The organism is Streptomyces verrucosisporus (assembly GCF_017114865.1).
Lineage (GTDB): Bacteria > Actinomycetota > Actinomycetes > Streptomycetales > Streptomycetaceae > Streptomyces > Streptomyces fenghuangensis.
This window is the reverse complement of record NZ_JADEYH010000040.1, coordinates 15125-37049: the sequence shown is the minus strand read 5'-3', so window position 1 is coordinate 37049 and position 21925 is coordinate 15125. Positions and strand designations below refer to the sequence as shown.

Sequence of the window (21925 nt, the reverse complement as noted above, 5' to 3'; positions counted from 1 at the left end):
ACCGCCCAGGTCAGCAGCACCCGCAGCGACTAAATTCATTGAGAAGAGACAAGTTCGCCGGGAGCAGACGGGAAAGATCCACGGAGGACTGGCCAGCGGGGTAGGGGCATGCCAACCTAGACGACCTTCCCGGAAAACTCCAGGTCAAAGAGGTGATCGCTTGTGACCGTGGCTCCCGTGACCCCTGCATTCTCCACCACCGTCGGGGCTCTGCGGCTGCGCGAGTGGCAGCTCGACCCAGGCCAGCCGACCCTCGTGCTCGACCAGTTCAGCGGACAGGACTTCAGTCTGGTCGTAGACGACCGAGCTGACGTGCACGTCAATTCCAAGGACGGTCGCTTCTATCTCGGCTGGTTCCCGCTCGGCCGCCCCGGAACCAGTGGGGAGGGTTGGAAGATCGCCGTCACCGGAACGGCCAAGGGACCCGGATACCACATCTCCTTCGGAACCGAGACGCCAGCCGATATCGTCGCTGCCGCCGTAGCGCGCGTGCTGAAGACTTCCCGGCGTGTGTAACGCCAGAAGCCCGAGCCGGAGGTCCTTACTGGAGACTGCTTTCCTCTTTCCTCTCCGGCTCATCGGCGGCGCCGCAGCCCGTCACCCCCACTCGCTTTTCCTCTTGCAAGGAGGCTGTCCGTGGAGCACACGGAGATGACTGTCGGCGATCTCATCGACCGCTTGTCCGCCTGCGACCGCAACGCTCCGGTACGGCAGGCGATGAACCCGTTCTTCCCGATGGCGCACCGCCTCGAACAGGTCGTCCAGGCCACGGACAGGACCGGGCTGCCCGTCGTCTACCTCGCCGAAGGCCGGGACGCGGACACCCAACTCGGCCATTTGCCGCCCGAGGTCGCCGTAGCCCTGGCCTGGCAGGCTCCCGTCCAGGCACCGCCGCGCCGGCCCCGCCGCACCGCCGGTGGCCGGTAGACCCGCACCCAGCTCTTGGAGGCGCCCCTGAACCCCGATTTCCTGCTCGACCCGTCCGCCCCGAACAACGTTCAGCCCGCGTACTGGGTCGGTCCCCGATACCTGGCCGGTGACGACGGACGCCTCTACGACGCCGTCGCCGACACACTCGCCGGTCTCGGCTGGACGAGCCTGATGATCGTCCGCGGACGACAGGAGCCGGACGAGGCGCCGGAGGATCGGCAGGTCCTGCGCAGCACCGTCCTGCACATCAGCCCCGACACCCTCCGGTGGGCCCAATGGGCCCTGCCGGACGAGCCGTTTCATCTGGGGGATCTGCCGATCGCCTGGCAGATCTCCGCTCGCGCGGACACCGATAGCCCGCTCGCTCAGTGGTCGGCCTACTTCACCCCCGACGTCCCAGGGGAGGTTCTGGTGGACTTCCTCGTCGCGCTCGATGCCCGCGAGCAGCCCACCGCGCCGTTCGCCGGTCCCGAGTCGGTCCTCGACGCCGTCACCGCGCACGGTTGGCTGCGTGACGTCGACCGGCCCGGCGGGGGAGCGGTCGATCCGACCTTCACCTCCCATCTCGGCCTCGGCGAGGTACCGCCCCTCATCCAGGACGCCGACCCGCGCGCTCTGGTGGCCGAAGCCGGTGAGATGGCGGGGCCACCCGGGTGGCAGGCGTGGGCGGAGCCCGGGGTCGCTGCCCGGTGCCTGTGGGCCGCGTCCTTCGGGGCCGGCGTGCCGCACGACCTCGTCGCCGCGTTCGCAGGCTCCCTCAGCTCCACCGCACCGGTCCTGCGCCGAGTGCTGCCCGAGAGCACCCGGGATCGGCTTCTGCGCGCTCCGGCCGACTGAGGACCAGCGCCTTCCTCGACCCGATGTGTGAAGTCCGGCCCCTCCGATCGGAGAAGCCGGACTTCACGCTGTTCCGGCTCCTTGGAGTTCACGGAACCGTGCCCCGCTGACAGAGCGCGGCGGAGTCTCCGGCCATCACTTCGGTTGGTCGGCCGGAGACTCCGTTGGGCGGTGCGTCAGCGGGGTGTTGCCACTTCGGCGAGAGCCTTGCCGATGTGCCGGCCGACGGGAGCGGGTGGGCCGGAGACGATCGGCAGCACGCTGCCGTCCCGGATCGCGGTCTGCCTCACCACGTTGTCCTCGCCGCCTGCGGCAGCGGAGGTCAGCGGCCGAGGTGCCGCAGGCAGTCCTCGAACGTTTCGTGGTGCGCGTCCGCGGGGCCGGCGTGCCGGTTGTACCAGGCGGTGTCGAGACGAGCCTCGTACTGCTGATGCCCGGCCTGGCAGCGAAGCCAGATCTGGTCGCGGGTGGAGAGGCGAGCCATCCCCGGTACGCGCCGCACTCGACGCAGGCGACGATCTCGCCGTCGAGGGTGATCGGCCACGGCCAGGGCATCATCCGGCCATCGAGCTGGTCGTGGCTGGGGACACGCAGTTCCGGCGGGAGGAAGTCGTCCACCATCGGCGCCGGCTCGGCGGGCTGCTCGGCGGCCCGCATCCGCTCGACCTCCGGCGGTACCCGGCCGGCCAGCCGCACGTACGCCTCGTGGTGCCGGCGTTGCAACTCGTCGGACCCCTCCGCACGGCGGCGTATCCGGTGAAACACCCTCGCGTCCTCCCTTGTCTCGTCCTGCACGCGTCATGATCGTGTCGCGATTCCCCGCCCAGCTTCAATTCACAGACTCCACAGTCACGACCGCCCGTGCCGGGACCTGGGCCGGCCCGGTGCTCTCTGCTCCGCACGGCGCGTCGACTGCTTGGCTGCTCGCTCGCCGACCGCCATGCCGCTGGTGTCGGTGGGCAGCTCGGCCGTCCTGCACAGCCGCCACACCAGAACATCGCTGACGGACTCCGTCGTGCCGAGTTCCCGCCGCCCGGCGGCCTCGGCGAGCAGCGTGGTCGGGTCGTGGCCGGCGGCTTCGGTGTCGGTGAGGGTGGCGGCGAGCGCGTACCAGCCGGGCTCGGCGAGGATCTGTTCGGCGTGTTCCGGCAGGGCTGTGCGCAGCACCGCCGCCTGTCGGCGGAGCAGAGGGCGGGCCAGGCGCCGGCCACGCTGGTGGAGAGCGCCGAGTGGCTGGGCGGCGGCGGCCTGGTAGGCGGCGCGCAGGTGCTCGGCGGCACGGCTGGCCGCGGTGGCCTGCTGGGCGTGCTCCCTCTTGGCGTGCCAGTGCGCGGTGGCGGTGACGAGGAAGAACAGCATGTCGATCGCCATCGCGGTCGTGGCACCGTCCTCGCCCCGGCCGAGGGCGGGACCACTGCGGACGAGTTCGCGGGCGGCCTGCCGCAGCGCCCGGTCGTGTCCGCGCTCGGCGCGGACACGGGAACGGGAGGCGCGCTCGAAGGCGAAGGCGGCATCGCGCAGCTCGCGGCGGGTGTGGGCGGCCGAGGTCTGCGCCAGCGCGTCCAGGACCTCGCCCGCGGCGGCGATGTACGCGGCGGCGACCGAGTCCTCGCCGTGCTCGATGGGCGGCAGTGCCGTCCACGCGGCCGACGCGGCCTGTCGGCGCGCGGCGGCCGGACCGCCCGGCACCGGAGGCGAGGCCGGAGCCGCCGTAGAGGTCCCCTGGCCGCGGTCGTCGGCGGACCAGCGCTCCCGGACCCGGGGCAGCGACAGGTCCGGGGCGAGGCGGGCGCCGGGGTAGAACACGGGCTCGCCGTCCTTGTTGCGGTCGTCGGGCAGGGCCACCTTGTAGCCGAGCAGATCACCGGAGGGAGCGACACGCTTGCGGACCAGCAGGCCTGCGGCGGCCAGCCGGTCGAAGAATTCCGTCTCACCGGCCGCTCCGGCCACCGCGCGGCGTACGGTCTCGCGCAGCTCCTCCCGTGCGGTGCGCTCCCGGCCCTGGCGCTTGGCCTTGTGGCGCTCGGCGCTGGTGGGGCGTTTCGCGGCGGTGCGGTCCCCCTTGCTGAGGCGGCGCAGGCCCAGCTCGGCCTCCAGGGCGCGAGCCTGGGCCTGGACGCGGGCGGCGTCGTTGTGCAGGCCGGGCTTGTAGCCGTCCTCGCGGACGAGGGTGGCGACGATGTGGATGTGGTCGTCGGCGTGCCGCACGGCCGCCCACCGGCAGCCCGCGCCGCCCGGCCCGGGGTCGTCGATGCCGGCGGCGGCGACCATGCGGCGGGCGATGTCCCCCCACTCGGCATCGGTGAGGACGCGGTCCTCGGTGGCGTTGCGGACGGACAGGTGCCAGACGTGCTTGCCCGGCTGCTCGGAGGCGTCGATGTTCCCCAGAGGCTGGTCGAGGAGTCGCTGGAGCTGTTTGAGGGTGGCGGTCCCGTCGCGGCCGGGGTCGGGGGCGTTGCCGTCCCAGGAGGCCACCAGATGCGGGTCGGTGTGCTCCTCGTACTTGCCCGGCCCGTACAGGTAGTGCAGGAGGCCGAGGGTGCGCTGCCCGCGTTTGTGGATCCTGGGGATCATGCCGGTGAGGTGTTCCTAGTCCTGGTGGAGGAGCTTTTCGGTGGCGTGCTGGACACGTTGGACGGCGCGCTCGGTGGCGGCGATGACGGCGTCGAGCTCGGGAGGGTGGGCCCCGGAGTTGATCGCGCGGGCAGCCTGGTTGAGGTTGCTGCCGACGTGACCGAGGTGGCGACGGGCGGCGAAGAACTCCGCGATCACCTCTCGCTCCCCGGCGACCATGCTCGCGGCCCGGTCCGGGTCACGAGCGGCGCTGAGGGCCGAACGGGCGAGGAAACCGGCGACGGTCAGACCGGCGGCCTTCGCGCCGGCGGTCACACGGGTGAGTTCGTCATCGCTGAAGCGCGTGTTGCGGACGTGAGGGCGTCGGCGGCGCTGGTACTTGCGGCGTCGGGTACGAGGCGGCGGCGGGGCGGGGAGTGGTGCAGCTTGCTCATGGCCCCCTTCTTCTCCCTGGGGCTGCGATCCGCCCTCGGTCGCAGCCTCCTCGTCAGGCGTCCCCCGGCGCCGGGCGGTTCCCTGCACCATCGGGGCAGGGGAGCCCTTGGATACTCCGCTCAAAGCGGAGTATCCAAGGGGATAACTTGCTCCGCTCGGGACCGGGTTGGGGTCAGACGAGGGTTCCGGGGCGGTGCCGTTGTCGTTGGGATTCATCATCGGATGCGGGGCCTCGGGGAGCACATACGGTGCTGGACGCCGGCGGCCTGCTCGACGACATCGGCAGGCTCCGTGAGGACGTGGACGGGTTCGCCGGGAGCGTGTTGGACGAGCCGCCCGTCGTTCGGGGTGAGAACCGCGGTACGCGGGAGCCGCCGGTGGACCGGGGGGTCCGCCCGTGTGACGGCCTCGGTGGTCGCGGGTGTGGAGGAGCAGATGGAGCGGGGGATCACGCGAAGCCTCCTGGAGCGGGGCGGTGGCCCGGCCGTGAACCGGGCCACCTGGGGGGTAGGAGCTTTGACCTGTCGTCCTTCCGGTCAGCCGCACTCGGGGCAGCGCCCGACGTGGCCGGTCAGCACTCGGGCCATCCGCGCCTTGGCCGACGCGGCGTGCTTCGCGCTGGACTTCGCAGACGGTTTGCCGGCGTGCCGCTTGGAGTGGGCGTTCAGGAAGGCGATCTCGCGCTCGTACTCTTCGCGGATGGCCGCGAAGCGGCGGCAGGTCTTCATCGAGCGGTGCTCCTTGTTCTCGTGGTGCTCGCCTCGCTCCGCAGTTGTGCGAGGACAAGGCTCAGTCGGTCGTTCCGGCCGCCCTTGAGGCCCTCCCGTCGGAGGATCTCCCGTAGCTGGACGCGGGTGATGGCTGCGTTGCCGTCCCGGGCGAGCAGGGCGGGGACGTGGGGGAGGACCTGCTTGACGAGGTCCTCCACGGATTGCTCCGGCTCGCGCGGCGACCGCGGCGTCTGAGGGGTGTGGGACCGGCCACCGGACTTGCTGCTCTTGGACCTCGGGGTCGGCTTCCGCTTGAGGGGGGCCTTGTGTCCCCGGTCCCCGGTGGGGATGGTCCCCGTGCCGGTGTCCTTCGGTCCCTGGTTTTCGGTGGGGGCGGTCCCCGACTCGGTGCCTCTTGGTCCCCGATACGGTTCGGGGCCCTGAGCAGGGGGTTCGAGTGCAAGCCGTCCATCGCTCACACGGTCCCCGGCCCCCGGCGCGGTCCCCGCTTCACGGTCCCCGGACCTCGCAGCACGGTCCCCGGTCCCCGTGCTGTGGTCCCCGGGACCGGGGACCGGTCCCCGCCCATTGCACGGTCCCCGGTCCCCAGTGGCTTCGGACGTGACGCGGGGACCGTCGATGGCGGTCGTGGCGCTTCGGCCGGTCGGTGCGGGGACCGTGGCGGTCCCGTCGTGGTCGTGATGTGGGGACCAGGGGGAGGGCAGGGGGACCGTGGCGAGCGCGAGTGCGTGTCGGCGGGCGGCGAGCTGGTCGAGCAGTTCGGCGCGCTGTGCGGGGTCCGTGCCGACCGAGGCTTTCCCGATCGCCTTCGACAACCGGCGTGTGAGGCGCCGACCGCGCCAGTTCCGTTGCTGCTTCGGGGTGCGCTCCGCGAGGCGGGCGGCGAGGGCGACGGCGCGGGCGGTGGCGCGGTCACGGGTGATCTGCGCGGCGTCGCGGTCCCGCGCGGCGATGCCCAGTCGGGACAGCAGCCGCTCGCGTGCCTCCCGCCCGAGGGTGGCGATCAGGCCGTGGGAAGCGGCTCCGGGAGTACGCAGGCGCAGCTCGATGCCCATGGCGAGGTGCCAGAGCATCGCCGCCATGATCGGCCCGACGAAGGCGCGGACCGTGCCGCCGACCGGACCGCTCTCGGCATAGGCGGGGATCACCTGTACGCCGGTGATGACCCAGACCAGAGTTCCCGGCAGCCCCGGAGCTCCCTGGGTCGCCAGGTTCTGCCGGGCCATCAGGGCCGTCGCGAAGAGCGCCAGCTCGGCGGCGCCGAACATCGCGGCGCGCTCGGCGGTGCCGGCCATGTCGAGGTAGTCGGCGGCGAAGCGCCAGCTGGTGTCGGCACTGTAGGCGGTGCAGCCGAGCGCGGCGACGGCTGCGACCTTGACCGCCGGGCTGCCGGGACGTTTCCGCGGGAGTTTCCCACGCCGCCGGACCGCCCAGCCGGTCAAGGCCAGGGCCGCGGCGGCGACGAGAACACCGGCGGTGAGGAGGAGGGGCAGGTCCGGTGCGGCACCGAAGGACAGGAGGTGGGTCATGCAGCCTTTCCGAGAGGGGCGGTCGCGGGGACCGACTTCGCCGGGCGGGGCACCGGTGGCTTCGTGCCGGGGCCGGCGGCCGCGGGACGGTCGCCGGCCGGGGCCGTCTGCTTCCGCCTCTTGTTGTTCCCGCGCCTCGGCACGCCGAGGTTCCGGTCGCGGTCGAAGACCTTGTTGGCCGCCTGCCGCAGCAGGTCGCGCGCGTGCTTGTGGCTGATCTGGAGGGCGCAGGCGAGCCGGTCGGTACGCCAGCCCCGTACGTAGGCGTGGTCGATGACGACCTGGCGCTCGGCCTCGGTCAGGTGCACGTCGCGGCCGTTGAAGAACGCGACCACGCGGTCGTAGTCGAGGCGCTGGGGCAGGCCGTCGTGCCAGGGGCGCCGTTCGGCCTCGGTCAGCCCTCCCCAGATGCCCTCCCTCAGGACGTTCTCCAGGGCGAAGTCGAGGCAGTCGCGGCGGACCGGGCACAGGCCGCACAGCTCCTTCGCCTCGGCGATGGCCTCGTGGTCGCGGGGGAGCGGGAAGAAGACGGCGTCGGCGTCCTCGGGGTCCATGCCGTGGCACACGCCGTACGTGTGCCAGCTGGTGTCGCCGATGGCTCGCAGGCCGGTGGCCGGCGCGTCGTGGGTGGTGATGTGACGCAAGGTGCTCTCCGGTGTGCTGCCGCACCGGCCGGTCACGGTCGGCGGCCGGCGGGTGCGGGGTCTGGTGCGGACCGCGGCGCGGAGCGGGTGCCGCGGCCCGGTGGGACGGGGACGAGGCGAGCCGGTCAGGCGATCGCGGTTCGCGGGGTCTGCCGGGCCGCCGCGAGGTCGAAGCGGCCGGGGTGCGGGGTGGCGCGGGGTGCACTGCCGCGCGCATTGCCGTCGGGGCCGACCCGTCGGCGACGGCACGGCTCTCCCACTCGTGCGTGGCACCACTCGCAGCGCACCGACAGGGCGTCGGGCCGCCCCTGGGCGATGGCCGCCTCGCGAGCCGCCCGGGTGGGCCGGTAGGGCGCGAGGGCGGCCCGGGCCTCCGGAGGGATACAGGAGCCGATCTGCCGCAGCCTCTCCTCCAGGTCGGGACTGACCCGGCCGCCGGTGATCTGCCGGTGGTGTGCGGGCTCGGCGTTCCCCGAGGCCACGGCGCGCCGGGTGCTGACCAGCTCGGCGGTCCAGGCGGCCTGGTCGTCCGGGTCGGCCGCCGGGGGCGGGTCGGTATGCCGCTGCAGGCGGTCGCGCCGGTAGGCCTCCCACGGGCGGGCGACGTCCGCGGGCAGGATCTGATACGGCGAGACCCGGATGTGCTCCCGGGCGGCGACACGGGCGTCCCAGCCGTGCGGTGTGGCCATGGGCACGTCCGCGAGCAGCTCGTGCCACTGGGCGAGCTGGTCGCGGGCCTCGCCCTGGTCGGTGCGGATGGTGCGGGGGTCGAGTCGGCCGATGTAGGCCAGCAGGGCGGCGGTTTCGCGGCGGTCCACGGCTACTTCTCCGTTCCGGTCGGCTCGTCGAGGGCGGCGAGAAGGGCCGCGGTGTGGGCCTCGGCGCGGGTCATCCCGCAGGCGGGGGCGGGTCCGCCCTTGCCGGGCAGGGCGTAGAGGTGATGAGGGTGGGCCGGAGGGTGTTCCCGGGCGATCCAGGAGCGCCAGTCCGCTGCCCAGGCGTCGGCGGGGCGGGGCCCGCGGTCGGCCCGGTGGGCTCGCCACTTCGCGTCGGCGGCGGCCAGGCCGTCCTCGCCGAGGCGGTCGAGGTGGCCCTGTCGGCGGGCCCAGGCTTGGGTGGCGGGGTCGATCCGCCAGTCGTGGGCCGAGGTGACGGCGGCACCACCACTGCTGCCTTTACGGTTCACCTTCGGTTCTCTACGGTTCTGGGGGTCGGATCCTGTACCCCGCTGGGGCCGGATTCCGGCACGGTGAGGGGTCGGATCCCGTCGTGAGGTGCCGGATTGTGTACCGGCCGGATTCCGCCGGGAGGGCGCGGATTCCCCGCCCTCCCTGGGCCAGATCCCGTACCGCCGGAGCCTGGTCTCGTCCAGCTCGGGCACCGGGTCCGAGTCCGTCGGCGGTTCGACGTACGGGTCCGGATCCTCTCGCCGGGCCTCCGCGACCTTGGCCAGCCATGCGGCTGCCCGCGGCAGGCGGTAGACGGTGGTGCGCTGCGGGCCCTGCAGGTGTTCCAGCACCTGGAGTTCGCCGCTCCCGGTGAGCGCGGTGAGCGCGTCGCGTACCGCCGTCCGGCTCGCGTTCGTGCGCTCGACCAGGCTCGCGAGCGAGGCCCAGGCGGCACACTGCTCGTCCGGTACGCGGTCGGCGATCGACAGCAGGACCAGACGCGCGGTGCCCTTGCTGGAGCTGCGTTCCCACACCCACTCACGGGCGCTGACGCTCATCGGCTGCTCCCGTCCGCCGGGTGGGAGGCGCGCGCCGGCGCGGTGGCCGGAGCGCTGTGATGTCGTCGGCGGGCGGGGTCGGAGAGGCGGGCGGCTGCCGCGCAGGCCGGGTCGTCGGGCCTTTTGCGCAGGACAGAGCGCATGCGAGAATCTCCCTTGGTGTTGCCACGCTGAGACGCCCCCTGGAAGGGATCAGCGTGGTGATGGTGGCGATCTCCGCCCTTGCCGGGGCGGGTTGTGCCGTTCAAGCGTCCGGCGTCCGGGAGTTGCCGCTCTCGGGCGCCGTCGCTGTACACGGGCCTACGGGGCCCGGGGTGTGCGCATGCCGCTGTTCCTCACGCTCGTCGTGGCGGGCGGGCTGCCCGAGGGACGACGAACATACGCGCGGCCCTGCGCCAAGATCCAGAGTTGGTTCTTGAACCCTGTAGAAGTCGCACGGCCTTGCGTGAAGAGGCGTAGGCGGCCATGAGTGGTCCTTGCGTAGGGGGTGCGGCGGACGCCGCAGAGGGTGACACGCTGCGTGCACCCACCCGACGCTTCAACACTTCGGTGTTGCTGTGACTGGAACATACGCCAGAGTGATCCCTGCATGTCAACACTGCAGTGTTCCGCCTCGCTGATTGACCCCAAGATCTGCACTGAAGTATCGTCCGGGCTCCAGTGCACAGGCGGGAGGAGTCGGCGATGGTGGAGCCCGGGGGCTCGGCGGAGGCGTCCGTGGGCGCGGCCGGCGCTCGGCAGCCGACTCTCGCCGACAAGCTGAACTACCTCTTCCAAACGGTGAGGAACCCGGCCACGGGCAAGCGGTACACCAACGCCGAGGTCGCCCGGGCCATCCGCGAGGGCGGTGAGGCGGACGGCCTGACGATCTCGGAGAGCGCCATCTCGCAGCTCCGCTCCGGTGCCAAGCCGAATCCGACCGTGCGAACCGTCGAAGCCCTGGCCCGTCACTTCCATGTCACGCCCCAGTACTTCTTCCCCGACTTCGACGCCGAGGAGTCCGAGAGGATCCGCGCCTCCATGGAGCTGATCGCGACCGTCGGAGACAGCGAGGTCCGGGGACTCGCGCTGCGCGCCAACGGCCTCTCGGCCGACAGCCTGAAGATGATCACGGCGGTGATCGAGCAGGCGCGTCGGCTGGAAGGGCTTGATGAAGTTGGGGAGTGACGCGGCCGACTTCATCCGGCGCGCTGCCCTGGGCGGCATTCCGTCGAGATCCTCCTGGTTAATCGTCAGCCTCGCTTGAGGGTTTGACCGGATCGCCGTGGACGCTGCGATCCGGTCGACGTGAACTGCGCAAGTGTGCTCGCTCGGGGGTTACGGCAAGGATCTCGTTCATGTTCAATCGGCGCTATGCGCGAAAAGAGGCGCGGCTGAGGCGGAAGTGTGAGGAGCAGCTACGGGGAATCGAGATATCCGACCCCTATGCGGTGGACGAGATATGCCACCAGTTGGCGGTCAAGCGTGGACGACCGCTGTACCTCCACGAACTGCCTGACCCGGGAGGCGTCAACGCTCCCTGTGGTCTCGTGATCTCGTTCGAGAGCGGAGACCACATATTCCACGTGGCGGCGGTGAGCGAGAGGCATCGTGCCCAGATAGTCCGCCATGAATTGGCTCACCTGCTACTCGGTCACACCAGTGAGAACGCAAGCGTCGTGGAGTCGCTCCTGTCGGTCATGCCGCAGGGGGTCGACGCATCGGCCGTGCTGACCGCGCTCGGGCGGACCAGCTACGACAGCGAGGCCGAGTACGACGCCGAGCTGGCTGCTTCTTCTCTCGGTGAACTGTTCGAGGAACTGGCCCACTCCGGCCGAGCGCCAGGGCGATCGGGCGCCGTGACGCGCCTCGACGACGCCCTGGCTCACCCCCGGAGGAACCGCCGCTCATGAACATCCCCACCATCGTCGCCGGCGCTCTGTGGCTCGTGGCGCTGTGGCGCCTGCCGTCCATCCGGCACTCCCGCAAGCAGCGAAGCCTGGCGTTGACCTTCGTATGCCTGGCCGCGGCCATGACGCTCGAAGTCCCCGAGGCCAAGGCCGCCGTCAACGACGCAGCCGGCGCCGGCATGAGACTGCCCCCGCTGCTGAAACACCTGCTCGGTGTCGCCTCCGCCGCATACCTCCTGGATTTCGTCATCGCCGTCGTCCGGCCCCAGGGCCTGGCGCGCCGCACCAGGCTGGCCGCGGTCGGCGTCACGTTCCCTCTCATGCTCGCCTTCTACGCGCTGGCCAACTGGACGCCGGGAGGACCGGTCAGACTGGGCGAGGGAGAGGGGGCGGTCTTCCCCGTCCTCTACACGGCGGTCTTCACGCTGTACATCGGCGTCGCCATGATCGTCGCCACCTGGCTGTTCCTCGGCGGCGTTCGGCACAGCCGGACCCTTCTGGGGAAGGCCGGCCTGGGGTTCCTGGGCCTCGGCACCCTGCTGGGCAGCCTCTACGCCCTGCAGCGCGTTGTCTTCGTCACGATCCACCTCTCCACCGGCACCGGACACCCGGAGCTGGAGGACCTTCTCTCCACGACGCTCAAGCAGACGGCGATCCTGTCGATCTCGCTCGGGGTCTGCCTGCCGCCCCTCTCCGTCGCCGTGGACCACGCCAGGGACTGGAACACGCTCCGCCGACTCCAGCCCCTGTGGGAGCACCTCACCGAAGCGGCTCCACACGTGGTGCTCTCCGCCCCCATCCCTCGATGGCGGGTCCCCTTCCGGCTCGAGCGCTGCGTCATCGAGATCGAGGACGCCTGCCTTGCGCTGCGTGAGTACGTGTCGGCGGACCTCCACGAGCGTGCTCGGTCCTTCGCCGAACAGAGGTCGGTCGAGGAGGATGAGGCTGACGCCGTGGCGGAAGCCTGCTGGCTGCGTGCGGCCGCCCACTTCTCCCGGGACGGCCGCCGACTGGAGGGCACCGAGCACCCGCCCCTCGGCGTCACCGGACGGGACAGAACGAGCGAGCTGGTATGGCTCCGCGCGGTATCCCGCGCCTACACCTCTTCCCCCGTCGTAGCGGAATTCCCCAGCCAGGAAAAGGCCACCGCGTCCCTCTCCGCTGGTGTTCCGGAAAGGGTCTGCTCCCGTGGCAACTGACATCCGTCCCGCAGAATCCAGACTGGCGCGCCGTATCACCGACTGGCTCGAGCCGAAGAACTGGATCATCGCCGTCACACTTCTGGTCGGCTGGCACACGGCGCAATGGAGCGGCATGGCCTGGGGAGCGGTCGGTGCGTTTTTCGCCGCCATCATCCCCATCACCTTCATCAAGCACGGTGTCCGGAAGGGCCACTGGGGCGACCGCCATGTCGGAGCCAAGCCCGCGCGGCTGTTCGTCATGGCCGTCATCCTGCTCTCGGTGGCCACCGGAATCGTCCTCATGGTCGCTGCCGGGGCACCGCACACGATGACCGCCCTCATCGTGTCGATGCTCGCCACTCTGGCGATCCTCACGGTGATCACGTTCGCCTGGAAGATCTCCGTCCACCAGGCCGTCTCCGCGGGCGCCTGCGCGATGCTCGTCCAGACCTACGGCGCGTGGATGGCCGTCGGCTTCCTCCTGGTGGTCGTCGTCGGCTGGTCCCGGGTCGAGCTGCGCGACCACACACGCAGCCAGGTCGTCGCCGGCACCGTCCTCGGCACCGTCGTGGCCGCGGCCGTGTTCCAGCTGGCCCGCTGATCAGTCCGGGGCGGTACCGGACCTGTCCGGCGTACGCGGGGATGCCGTCGGCGATCCGGAGCGCTGCTGGAGTTCCCACAGGGACCGGAACAAGCCCGGCTCCCGGGTGAGTTGGGCGTACGTTCCTTCCTGCACCATGCGTCCTTGGTCGAGGACGACGATCCGGTCGGCCACGGCGACGTTGGCGAGCCGGTGTGTGATCAGCAGGATGGCCCGGTCCTTGGCCAGTTCCCGGAGGCCGGTGAAGACGTGGTGCTCGGCTCGCGCGTCGAGGGCGGCCGTGGGTTCGTCCATCACGAGCAGGGCCGCGTTGCGGTGGAACGCCCTGGTGAGCACGACGCGCTGCCACTGCCCGCCGGACAGCTGCTGGCCACCGAACCACTCGGACGTGAGCAGGGTGTCGAGGCCGGACCGCAGGCCGGGCAGCAGGTCCGCGGCTCCGGACGCCTCGCAGGCGGCCAGGACGGCGGCGTCGCTGGTGTCGCCCTGCCCGAAGGTGATGTTGTCCCGGAGGGTCAGCGGCAGGTACGTGTACCTCTGGGGTGCCAGGGCCACGTGCTTCCATGCCTCCCAGGGCTCCATCCGGGCCGTACTGGTGTGGTCCCACGCCACCTCGCCGACCGTGGGCAGCAGCAGGCCGCAGATCAGGCGGGACAGCGTGGACTTCCCCGATCCGTTCTCCCCGACCAGCGCCACGATCTCTCCGCGGCGCACCTGCAGCGACACCCCGCTCAGGCTGTCCCGATCGGCACCGTCGTACCGGTAGGTGACGTCGCGGACCTCGAACCGTTCCGGCGCCGCGGACAGCGCCTGGGTACCGCGCGATCCGGCCATGGCCTGCCCATGGGCGTTGTCGAGGAAGTTCTGCCAGTCCTGCACGTACCAGCCGGTGCGTACGAGCCGGGCGCCGCCGTTGATGATCCCGCGGACGGATCCGGTCGCGGTCTGGAGGGCGAAGACCGCGCCGCCTCCGGCCGCCAGGTCCATACGGCCCGAGGCCAGGAGCCACAGCAGCGCGAACCATACAGCGGCAGAGGCCACGCCGCCGGCGGCCGCGCCCGCCAGGCCCATCCACGCGCCGGTGTCGGCGGCCTTGCGTTCGGCGGCGTTGACCGAGGCGGCGAGCCGCCGGTACCGGGCGATGAGGAACGGGCCGGCCAGACAAGCCCGCATCTCCTCGCTGGACTCCACGTAGGCCATGTGCCACCGCAGCTTGTGCAGCATCCGGCGCCGGCCCGAGGTTTCCAGCCCCGCCAGATACACCACGCGCGCGGCCCGCACATACGCGGCGGCCTGCGGCAGGCACGCCAGGAGCAGCAGGGGAAGAAGGAGGGGGTGGATCACGGCGAGGACGGTGGCTCCGGCCATCAGGGTCGCGGTGGCGGCCAGCACGTCCTGGGCCTCCTCCACGAGGTCCGGGGTGACCTGGGCGCCGCGGTCTGCGATGTCGTAGAAGTCGTTGTAGCCGGGCTTGTTGTTCGCCGCGAGTTCGGCGCCGAGCGCCGCCTCGATCATGGTGAGTTCCGCGGCCCGGGCCAGCACCGGCCGCAGCCGTCCGGTCAGCCACGTCACGGTGATCCCCAGCAGGGCCCGCAGGCCGGTCGCCGTGGCGATGACGGCCAGCTGCGGGGCCGCCTCCCACAACCGGTCGGTGATGTCGCCGGAGGAGATCAGCGCGGTCAGGGTGCCGGTGACGGCGAGCAGGCCCATGGCCGCGAGCACGCCGGTGCCGGCCTGGCAGGCGAGCAGCCCGGCCGTCGCGGCCCGGTCCACCCGCCAGGCCATCTTCAAGGACCGCAGCACCAGGGCCGGCAGTCGCCGGGCCATCGTGACGGTCGTCATTTGCGCACCGGCCTGGAGCCTGGACGCGTCCCGGTAGAGGAACTCCTCCTCCTGCGCCGTGCTCGCGCTCTCCGGAGGACTCGCCTCCGATACGCCCGTGCCCGGCTGCGCGGATGTGCTGTCTGAGGTCAAGCTGGTCCTCCTGAAGGTCGGTCACGGCTGGTCCGTGAGGCTCAACGACTCAGCCGCGATATCGAACGCGCGTCGTTTCGGTCGGATGCGGATTCCCGGAACGGAGCCGGTGGCGAAGTGTGAAGGGTGCATCGACCCGCTCCCCGCAACGGGACTACGGGGAGAAGCCGTTGGCCGAAACGCCGATGCTCCGCCGCCGTCTCACAGAAGGTCGCGAAGCTGGGCGTCGGCCTTCTCCACGGCTTCGTCGAGGGCCTGCAGATGTGCCGGGGGGAGGTCGCCCGCTCCCAGTCCCGCGGCGGTGAGTACGGTGTCGAGCTTCTGCCTCTGCTCGCGAGTCAGGCGGGGGTCTTCCGTCTCGTGGTCCAGGACGTCCCGGGCGGCGTGGGCGTCGAGAGCGGCCACGTCGGCGACGGCACGGTGCAGGTGGGCCGTGTGGGGCATGGTTCGGTCGTGGATCAGGGCGAGCGCGGCGAGTCCGACCCGAGCTTGGAAGGCCGCAGTCGCGGGATCGGGTTGGGCCGTCACCGTGAGGGACTCCTGGAGAGCGGACTCCAGTTCTGCCTGCGGCGCGGGGGTGTCCTCGGGTCGGCAGTGGACGCGCAGGAGGGCCGCGACGGCGTTCTCCCACGGTTCCGTGGGAACGGTGGAGTCGATCATGGACCGTGCCTGCTCGGCGAGGCCGCGTTCCATCAGCGACATGATCATGATCTGGCGGCCGTCAAGGAGGCGGTTGCCGACGCCTCGGTGTGCGGTCATGGCTTCGGCGGCCTCGGTCCAGCGGCCGATGCGGGCCAGGGCTCGGGCGCCGTCCACGAGCAGGGCGCCCCACAGCTCCTGGCAGATCCTGCGGTGGTCCGCGTCCGTGCTGATCAGGGCCGACAGATCGATGATGGTGCCGTGGACCTCGGCGGTCCCACGCTTCTGGGCGGCGCGGTAGAGACGGGTGAGTACGTCGTAGGCGGCGTGGCCGTCGCCGTCGCGGGTCAGCAGCCGGGAGACGTTGATCAGGGGCATGAGCGACATGACGGCGATGTCGCCGGTCAGGCACCCCGCGTCGGCGAAGATCCGGTGTTGTCTCCAGCACAGGTCGGTCGCCAGGCCGGGCATCCCGGCGTCGGAGGCGATCAGCGCGGCGTAGTTGAGGACCCCGCAGGCGCGGGCCACCAGGTCGTGGTGGCTCGCGCCCGCGGGCGCGACGGTCAGCCCGGTGAGGTGGGTGATGCGCTCGTCCAGCGGGAGCGCGGGCGCCTTGGGGCGCTTGACCAGGGGAATGCGGCCGGCTATCGCGGGGATCATCGGCTCAGCCCTTGTGCGGCCAGTCGACGACGAGTCGGCTGTACGCCTTGTCGATGACGAAGCGGGAGTCGGTGGCCGTCAGCTGGTCGCGGGCGTCGCCGACGGCCATGCGGAAACCGGGCTCCGGTGCGGTGTTGCCCCAACCCTCGTCCCAAGTGCGGATCTCGGTGACGAACCGGTCGGCGAGATCGGCGCCGCGGGAGCCGTGGCCGATGACGCCGATCTCCCAGAAGCGGCCGGCGTCGTCCTCGCCTTCGCGGATGGTCAGATAGGCGAGGGAGTCGCCGTCGAGGGCGGCCATGGAGCCCCAGCCGAAGTGCGGGCTGAAGCCGGGGCGAGACCCGGGCATGCGGGACAGGCCGCCTGGCAGCGCGCAGGCCAGGTACAGGTACATCCACTCGAAAGGGTCTCCCTGGCGGAGCTTGACGCCGGTGAAGATCTTGGTCTGCGGTGTGTCCAGGACGGTGCGGAGCGCGTCGCGGTCCACTTCCTGCTCGCTGAAGGTCTCCAGTCGGACGTTGCCTTCGCCGGCCATGGGCACGAGCGTGTAGACGTCGTCGCAAACCCCCTTGCGCAGGGGGATGAAGGTGCACATCTCGCAGGAGACGGTCTTCCAGGTACCCCCGTCGCGCTCGAAGGCGAAGCTGCGGCTGATGCTGCCGCGGATCCGCATGGGCAGGACCAGACGCCCGCCGGGGGCCAGCTGGTCGATGAGCTTGGTGGGGATGTCGCCCGCGCCGACGGTGAACTGGATGCGGTCGTAGGGGGCGTGCTCGGGAAGGCCAGCGGCTCCGTCGGCCAGTACGGCGGTGACGTTGGTGGCTCCGGCCTGGGCGAGGTTCCTGCTCGCGCCGTCGACGAGGTCCTGGTCGACGTCCAGGGTCCATACCTGCCCGTCGGGGCCGACGAGCTTGCCCAGGAGGGCCGCGTTGTAGCCGGTCGCGGCGCCGGCCTCCAGGACGTTGTGGCCGGGCTGGGCACCGAGCTGTTCGAGCTGGGTGGCGACGATGGAGGGCGCGGAGATGCAGGAGATCATCTCGCCGTGCTCGTCGTGCTTGATGGGCACCGCGTCCTCCTTGTACGCCGACTCGAGGTCGACGCCGGGGAGGAAGGCGTGGCGGTCGGTGGCGCGGAAGGCGTCGATGATGGCCGGGGTGCGCAGGTGGCCGCCCTCCTGGAGGCGGTTGGCCAGGGATTCGCGCAGCTCGGCGGGGTCGGTGAAGGGTGTCACGGTGGTCTCCGTTCGAGGGAGGTCAGGGTCCGGCGAAGCGGACCGGCGGGTGGACACAGGGGTGTCAGCTGTTGTGGAGAAGGCGACTTGGCGGCCCAGCCACGCGGTGGCGGCCTGCTCGGCGACAGGCACTCCGGCGCGGTTGAACGCGAAGATCGCGTGATGGGCGAGGACGGCGCGCAGGCCGCGTATCAGCCGTCCGTCGGCGGCGAGGCGGCGCAGACGCCGGCCGGCGTCCGCGAAGGCGGCGACGCGGTCGGTCCAGCCCGGCTCGGCGTCCGGGCGCAGGACGGCATAGGCGTTGACCAGGCGGCGCATGGCGGCCACGGCACGGTCGAGTGCGGCACCGGAGGGCGGAGCGACGGAGGGGCGGAGAGCGGCGAACCGGGACCAGACGTCTCCGGCTTCGAAGGGGTCCAGGCCGGCTTCGCGGATCATGACGGACAGCAGCATCACGCACCGTTCGCGAGTGCCGGAACCGCCGGTTTCGGGCAGGGCGCTGCGGCTGTCGGCACAGAACACGTCGTGGGCGACGTCCATGCCCTCGGGGCCGCCGAAGGCTTCGGTCTCCGGTTCGTAGATACCGCCGACCCACCCGGCGATCAGCCGCTCGGCGACGAGGCGGTCCAGCAGGGCCGCACAGGGACGTTCGGTGCGCAGGCGCAGCCCGGAGTCCTTGCGCAGGAAGTGGAAGCGCTGGCCGTGCAGCGCGGCCGACAGGGCCTGGGCGGCCTCGGGGCTCACCGCGCCGCCGGGGCAGGCCACGCCGGCGTGCCACCATGCCCTGTCGCGGGTGATCGGCAGATTCTCGTCGTCGAGTTCCATGCGCTTGGGCGCTCCTTGTCAATGGGGGCGGTGCGGGTCAGGTGATCAGCAGCACGCTGGTCCAGTTGGTGGCGTTCGTGCCGTCGAGGGCGAGCTGTGCGCCGCTGCGGCCCTCCATGAAGCCGGGCTTGGGCAGCCGGTCCAGGCCGGCGGCCAGGCGCTGGTTGAGGTCGCCGACCAGAGGCGCGAAGCGCTCGGGGATCGGGCTGTCGGCCGCGACGGCGCGGGCGAGGACCGCCAGGCCGGCCCAGCCGTGGCACAGCGTGGCGTCGGTGATCCGGGCGAGGTGGCCGGGATCGGTGAGCGTGCGTACGACGGTGTCTTCAGCGGTCTGACGCCGGACCGGATCGCCCAGGGCGAGCGCGGCGAGCTGTTGGGCACGGGCGATGCCGGGTCGGCCGTAGCACCAGGACGGGCGGGCGGGCCCGGGCTCGGGTGGATCGGTGGCATCGATGTGTGCGCGGGTGGTCCAGTAGTGGCCGCCGTACCGGTCCAGCCAGCGGGCGAAGACCTCGATCGCTTCGCGCTGGCCCGGCACGAGAACGCCGTGTCGGGTGGCGAGGGAGAGCACCGCCAGAGGACCGGCGATGCCGTGCGCCACACCGTTGTTGCCGTGCCCGCCGGCCATCTCCTCGCCGTCGGGTCCGACCGCGGCCCACCACCCGGGCAGCTCCCTTCCCTCGTAGCAGAGCGGCCGCGAGAGAGAGACGAGGTAGGCCAGTACGTCCGGTAGCCGGGACGAGGACGTACCGCGGGTCAGGAGCAGTGCGCCCAGTCCGGCCAGGCCCCGGATGTGGTCCCACTCCGCGGGGCCCGGCGGGGCCCCGGACGCCTGCCGTCGCCATGCGGCGGCCAGCCGCGCCTCCACGACGCGGTCGACGGCCTCCCGGATGTCGGAACCGGCACGTCCGGCCCGGGCGAGCACGAACTCCAGCGCGGGGGCTCCGTGGAACAGACTGGCGTTGCCGCCGGTGCTCACCCCGTTGGCGACAGCATCCGCGAGGTGGCGGCGCGCGGCGGCCACGTCTCCCCGCTCGATGTCCAGCAGCGCGATCCCGAGAGGGCCCTCGGAGAGGTCCTGCGTACGGGGCGGGAACGTCGTGGCCGTCATGCGCGAGCCGCCAGGGGGAGGACGAGGCTGTGGGCCCGGCCGCCGATCCAGTCGTCGGCGCCGGGCGGAGGTGCCTCGTGCAGGGTGGCGACGCCGGTGGGGCTGGCGTCCAGGTGGGCGCGCAGCAGGTCCAGGTGCATGTCCTGACGGAGGTCGAGGGGGAGCTGTTGATCGTCCTCAGCCAGCAACACCCGCTCGGGAACCCGGAACCGGTCCCGCCAGGCGTGCAGTTGCCCGGCCCACTCCTTCAAGACCGCGCTCCGGCCGGGCAGGTCCCGGGCACGGACCTTCCACCGGGCGGCCGTGAGGACGGTGCGCCGGTAGGTGAGCGCGGGAGTGAAGGGCAGGGCCCAGGCCACGCCCCAGTCGAACCAGGTCACCTGCGGTGCGGTGGCCCGGCTGATCTCGCCGAGGAACCGGGCCATAGGCGGCGTGTAGTTGTTCCAGAGGAAGTTGATCGCGGTCGGCGCCAGGAGCTCCAGGCGGGTGCCGGTGGCGATCTCCACCAAGCGGGGGCGACCGTCGAGGACGCCGACCGCCAGGTCGGAGGGGAACAGCACGCCGTCACCGGGGTGGCGGAACTCTCCGACGCTGACGATCCGGGGGAGCATGCGCGGGACACGGGTGAGCAGGTCGGCCGGGACGCGCCCGGCGTGGAAGGAGAGCTGGGCGACCTCGGCGCCGGGCTCGATCGTGGGCAGGTCCGTGTGCGCACGGCCTGCATCAGGGAGCAGGTACCAGAACCGTCCCGTCATCGAGCCGGCCGAGCGGGAGACCGTGACCACCTGAAGACGGAAGTTCCCGCGTTGCAGCGCCTCGGCCGAGGAGGCATGGACCTGGACGGCCAGTTCGAGGTGCGGCGCGGTGAGCCGAGGCTTGCCGCTTGCCGCCTCCAGTTCCTCGATCATCGCGCCGGTCAGGGGCACCGAACGGGCGCCCGTGACGGCCGCGGTGCCGGCCAGTTCCAGCAGCAGCCGGTCGCGGCGGGACATCGGGCGGGGCGGCTCGGCCGCCTTCACGAAGCCGTCCGGGAAGCCGATGCCTCGCTCGGGGTCGGTCGCCACCTCGACGGGGACCAGGGTGTCCTCGCCGTACCGGTCGGTGAATCGCTCGGTCCAGCGGGACCAGGCCGGGATGCCGTTCGGGTGCGTGGCGAGCCGGGCCAGAACGGTCGCGGCCGTCTCGGCTTCGGTCAGGACTTCCTCCGTCAGCCGCACCATGGCATCGATGCGCACATCGGCGGCCTTCGGGCCGTCGTGCACCTGTGCGCGCAGAGCGGGCGGTAAGCCCTCGGAGGGATCGACGACGGTGGCAGGGGCACGCAGCGATGACCGCAACAGCCGAACCCTCAACAGCTCTCCTAGGAGACGGGTGCGGGCGTGCGCGGTGGTGGCGGGGAACTCGGCGGCGAGCTTGTCCGCCAGGAGGGAGTAGCGGACGGGGGTGCGGGCTGCATCGAGGACGAACCTGAGGGCGGGACTGCACAGTGCGACGCGGAACTCGGCGTCGCCCTCGGACGGCACGCGGACGTACCCGTCGTGCTGCCGGGCAAAGGGATGGACGCGCACGTCGACGTCGGCCATCCGCGTGGCGTCCGCCTCCCAGGCGCTGATCGCCTCATCGAGTGCCACGGGATCAGGTCGGGTGACTGTCCGGTGCCGGTCCCCGAAGCGGACAGTCGCTGTGTCCCCGAACTCGATCAGGGCGACGCCCGCGAAGAGACCGTAGGGGGTGGAGCGGTGCGCGTACCGGATCGCGTACCGGGCGACGGCCAGAGCTGCCCGGCGTACGCGGCGCGGCTTCGGCGACCGGCCGTCGAGGATCGCCTGCACCTGAGTGGCCAGGTCCGGACTGGCGCTGGATACCGCCTGCCGGAAGGTCTCGTCGGCCCACACGGTACCCAGCCACACACGCCAGTCTTCGAGCGAGACCGAGCGTCCCGGCCAGGACACCATGGTCGGCTCGGCAACGTGCACCGCGGCGCGCAGCATCCCGTGCCCGAGGCCCTGGTACAGGCGGTGTCGTGCGCGTGCCATCACTACTCCGTTCTCGATAGGCGGGGGTGTGCGGGCCGGACGGGTAGACCCCGCCCGGCCCGCACTGCCGAACAGGCTCGGCTTACGAGGTGACGCAGGCGCTCGGGCAGGAGCTGCCGCAGGTGTCACCGGTGCTGCACATCAGGACCGTCTCGGTCGCCGGCGTACCTTCGACGAAGGTGATGTCGAGGTTGAACGGGTCGGCCTCGGCGACGGCGTCAGCGTCGGGCTGCGCGGGCGCGGCCGGACGCTCCAACTGAATGGTCATGCGGTGCCTCCTTGGGGGCAGTGGTTGATGGTGCACGACCCGGGCCCTGAGACGGGGTCCGGGAGTTGTGAGCCCGTACCGCAGGCGTGCCGTTCGCCTCGATC

At 71.7% G+C, this 21925-nt stretch carries 20 protein-coding genes and 1 pseudogene; 7 read left to right on the top strand and 14 right to left on the bottom strand.

All coding sequences use genetic code 11. The features are described from left to right. Nucleotides 1-162 precede the first annotated feature (162 nt). The 3 genes from IQ279_RS25850 (at nt 163) to IQ279_RS25840 (ending at nt 1767) form a co-directional block, all read left to right on the top strand. Nucleotides 163-516 (top strand): SPDY domain-containing protein, encoded by a 354-nt coding sequence (locus tag IQ279_RS25850; RefSeq protein WP_206351737.1) that lies wholly within the window; start codon nt 163-165, stop codon nt 514-516. A gap of 120 nt (nt 517-636) precedes the next feature. After that, a complete protein-coding gene (locus IQ279_RS25845; RefSeq protein WP_206351736.1) occupies nt 637-927 on the top strand; it encodes a hypothetical protein in 291 nt (96 codons plus the stop codon). Nucleotides 928-942: 15 nt separating this feature from the next. Further along, nucleotides 943-1767: an SPDY domain-containing protein gene (locus IQ279_RS25840; RefSeq protein ID WP_206351735.1), complete on the top strand. Its 825-nt coding sequence runs from the start codon at nt 943-945 to the stop codon at nt 1765-1767. A gap of 322 nt (nt 1768-2089) precedes the next feature. Here the strand turns inward: IQ279_RS25840 and IQ279_RS25835 are convergent. From IQ279_RS25835 to IQ279_RS25800, 8 genes and pseudogenes are all read right to left on the bottom strand, one after another. Then, nucleotides 2090-2532 (bottom strand): annotated as a pseudogene (locus IQ279_RS25835) (hypothetical protein). 84 nt (nt 2533-2616) lie between these two features. Beyond that, the gene (locus tag IQ279_RS25830; protein ID WP_206351734.1) at nt 2617-4341 is read right to left on the bottom strand and encodes a relaxase/mobilization nuclease domain-containing protein; all 1725 of its coding nucleotides are present in this window, start codon (nt 4339-4341) and stop codon (nt 2617-2619) included. Nucleotides 4342-4356: 15 nt separating this feature from the next. Continuing rightward, nucleotides 4357-4866 carry a plasmid mobilization protein gene (locus IQ279_RS28900; RefSeq protein WP_372445239.1) on the bottom strand — a complete coding sequence of 170 codons (510 nt, stop codon included), beginning with the start codon at nt 4864-4866 and terminating at the stop codon, nt 4357-4359. Between the two features lie 446 nt (nt 4867-5312). Beyond that, the gene (locus IQ279_RS25820; protein WP_206351732.1) at nt 5313-5504 is read right to left on the bottom strand and encodes a hypothetical protein; all 192 of its coding nucleotides are present in this window, start codon (nt 5502-5504) and stop codon (nt 5313-5315) included. Further along, nucleotides 5501-7036, bottom strand: coding sequence for a hypothetical protein (locus tag IQ279_RS25815; RefSeq protein ID WP_206351731.1), 1536 nt, complete (start codon nt 7034-7036; stop codon nt 5501-5503). Before IQ279_RS25815 ends, IQ279_RS25820 begins: the two co-directional genes overlap by 4 nt. After that, the gene (locus IQ279_RS25810) at nt 7033-7680 is read right to left on the bottom strand and encodes a WhiB family transcriptional regulator (RefSeq protein WP_206351730.1); all 648 of its coding nucleotides are present in this window, start codon (nt 7678-7680) and stop codon (nt 7033-7035) included. The genes IQ279_RS25815 and IQ279_RS25810 overlap by 4 nt, the downstream gene beginning before the upstream one ends. Before the next feature lie 125 nt (nt 7681-7805). Continuing rightward, on the bottom strand, nt 7806-8498 hold the full coding sequence (locus IQ279_RS25805) for a zinc finger domain-containing protein (protein WP_206351729.1): 693 nt from the start codon (nt 8496-8498) through the stop codon (nt 7806-7808). Nucleotides 8499-8500: 2 nt separating this feature from the next. Continuing rightward, a complete protein-coding gene (locus IQ279_RS25800; RefSeq protein WP_206351728.1) occupies nt 8501-9406 on the bottom strand; it encodes a helix-turn-helix domain-containing protein in 906 nt (301 codons plus the stop codon). Between the two features lie 684 nt (nt 9407-10090). On the opposite strand from IQ279_RS25800, the gene IQ279_RS25795 reads away from it, so the two are divergent. The 4 genes from IQ279_RS25795 to IQ279_RS25780 all read left to right on the top strand — a co-directional run bounded on the left by IQ279_RS25795 (nt 10091) and on the right by IQ279_RS25780 (nt 13077). Continuing rightward, a complete protein-coding gene (locus tag IQ279_RS25795; RefSeq protein ID WP_206351727.1) occupies nt 10091-10573 on the top strand; it encodes a helix-turn-helix domain-containing protein in 483 nt (160 codons plus the stop codon). Nucleotides 10574-10743: 170 nt separating this feature from the next. Next, entirely contained in the window at nt 10744-11298 is a 555-nt protein-coding gene (locus tag IQ279_RS25790; RefSeq protein ID WP_206351726.1) for a secondary metabolite protein, read from the top strand. After that, nucleotides 11295-12494, top strand: a complete 1200-nt coding sequence (locus IQ279_RS25785; protein WP_206351725.1) for an MAB_1171c family putative transporter — start codon at nt 11295-11297, stop codon at nt 12492-12494. The genes IQ279_RS25790 and IQ279_RS25785 overlap by 4 nt, the downstream gene beginning before the upstream one ends. Then, nucleotides 12484-13077 (top strand): phosphatase PAP2 family protein, encoded by a 594-nt coding sequence (locus IQ279_RS25780; RefSeq protein ID WP_307792542.1) that lies wholly within the window; start codon nt 12484-12486, stop codon nt 13075-13077. Before IQ279_RS25785 ends, IQ279_RS25780 begins: the two co-directional genes overlap by 11 nt. Here IQ279_RS25780 and IQ279_RS25775 read toward each other — a convergent pair whose 3' ends face one another. The 6 genes from IQ279_RS25775 to IQ279_RS25750 form a co-directional block, all read right to left on the bottom strand. Next, nucleotides 13078-15051 carry an ATP-binding cassette domain-containing protein gene (locus IQ279_RS25775; RefSeq protein ID WP_241028753.1) on the bottom strand — a complete coding sequence of 658 codons (1974 nt, stop codon included), beginning with the start codon at nt 15049-15051 and terminating at the stop codon, nt 13078-13080. 201 nt (nt 15052-15252) lie between these two features. Next, a complete protein-coding gene (locus IQ279_RS25770; protein ID WP_206351724.1) occupies nt 15253-16350 on the bottom strand; it encodes a hypothetical protein in 1098 nt (365 codons plus the stop codon). A 4-nt stretch (nt 16351-16354) separates the two neighbouring features. Beyond that, nucleotides 16355-18406 carry a methyltransferase, FxLD system gene (gene fxlM / locus IQ279_RS25765; protein WP_206351723.1) on the bottom strand — a complete coding sequence of 684 codons (2052 nt, stop codon included), beginning with the start codon at nt 18404-18406 and terminating at the stop codon, nt 16355-16357. Between the two features lie 37 nt (nt 18407-18443). Continuing rightward, entirely contained in the window at nt 18444-19517 is a 1074-nt protein-coding gene (locus tag IQ279_RS25760; protein ID WP_206351722.1) for a lanthionine synthetase LanC family protein, read from the bottom strand. Beyond that, a complete protein-coding gene (locus IQ279_RS25755; protein WP_241028752.1) occupies nt 19514-21553 on the bottom strand; it encodes a lantibiotic dehydratase family protein in 2040 nt (679 codons plus the stop codon). The genes IQ279_RS25760 and IQ279_RS25755 overlap by 4 nt, the downstream gene beginning before the upstream one ends. An 82-nt stretch (nt 21554-21635) precedes the next feature. After that, complete coding sequence (locus IQ279_RS25750; protein ID WP_206351721.1) at nt 21636-21821, bottom strand: FxLD family lanthipeptide; 186 nt, start codon at nt 21819-21821, stop codon at nt 21636-21638. Nucleotides 21822-21925 lie beyond the last annotated feature (104 nt).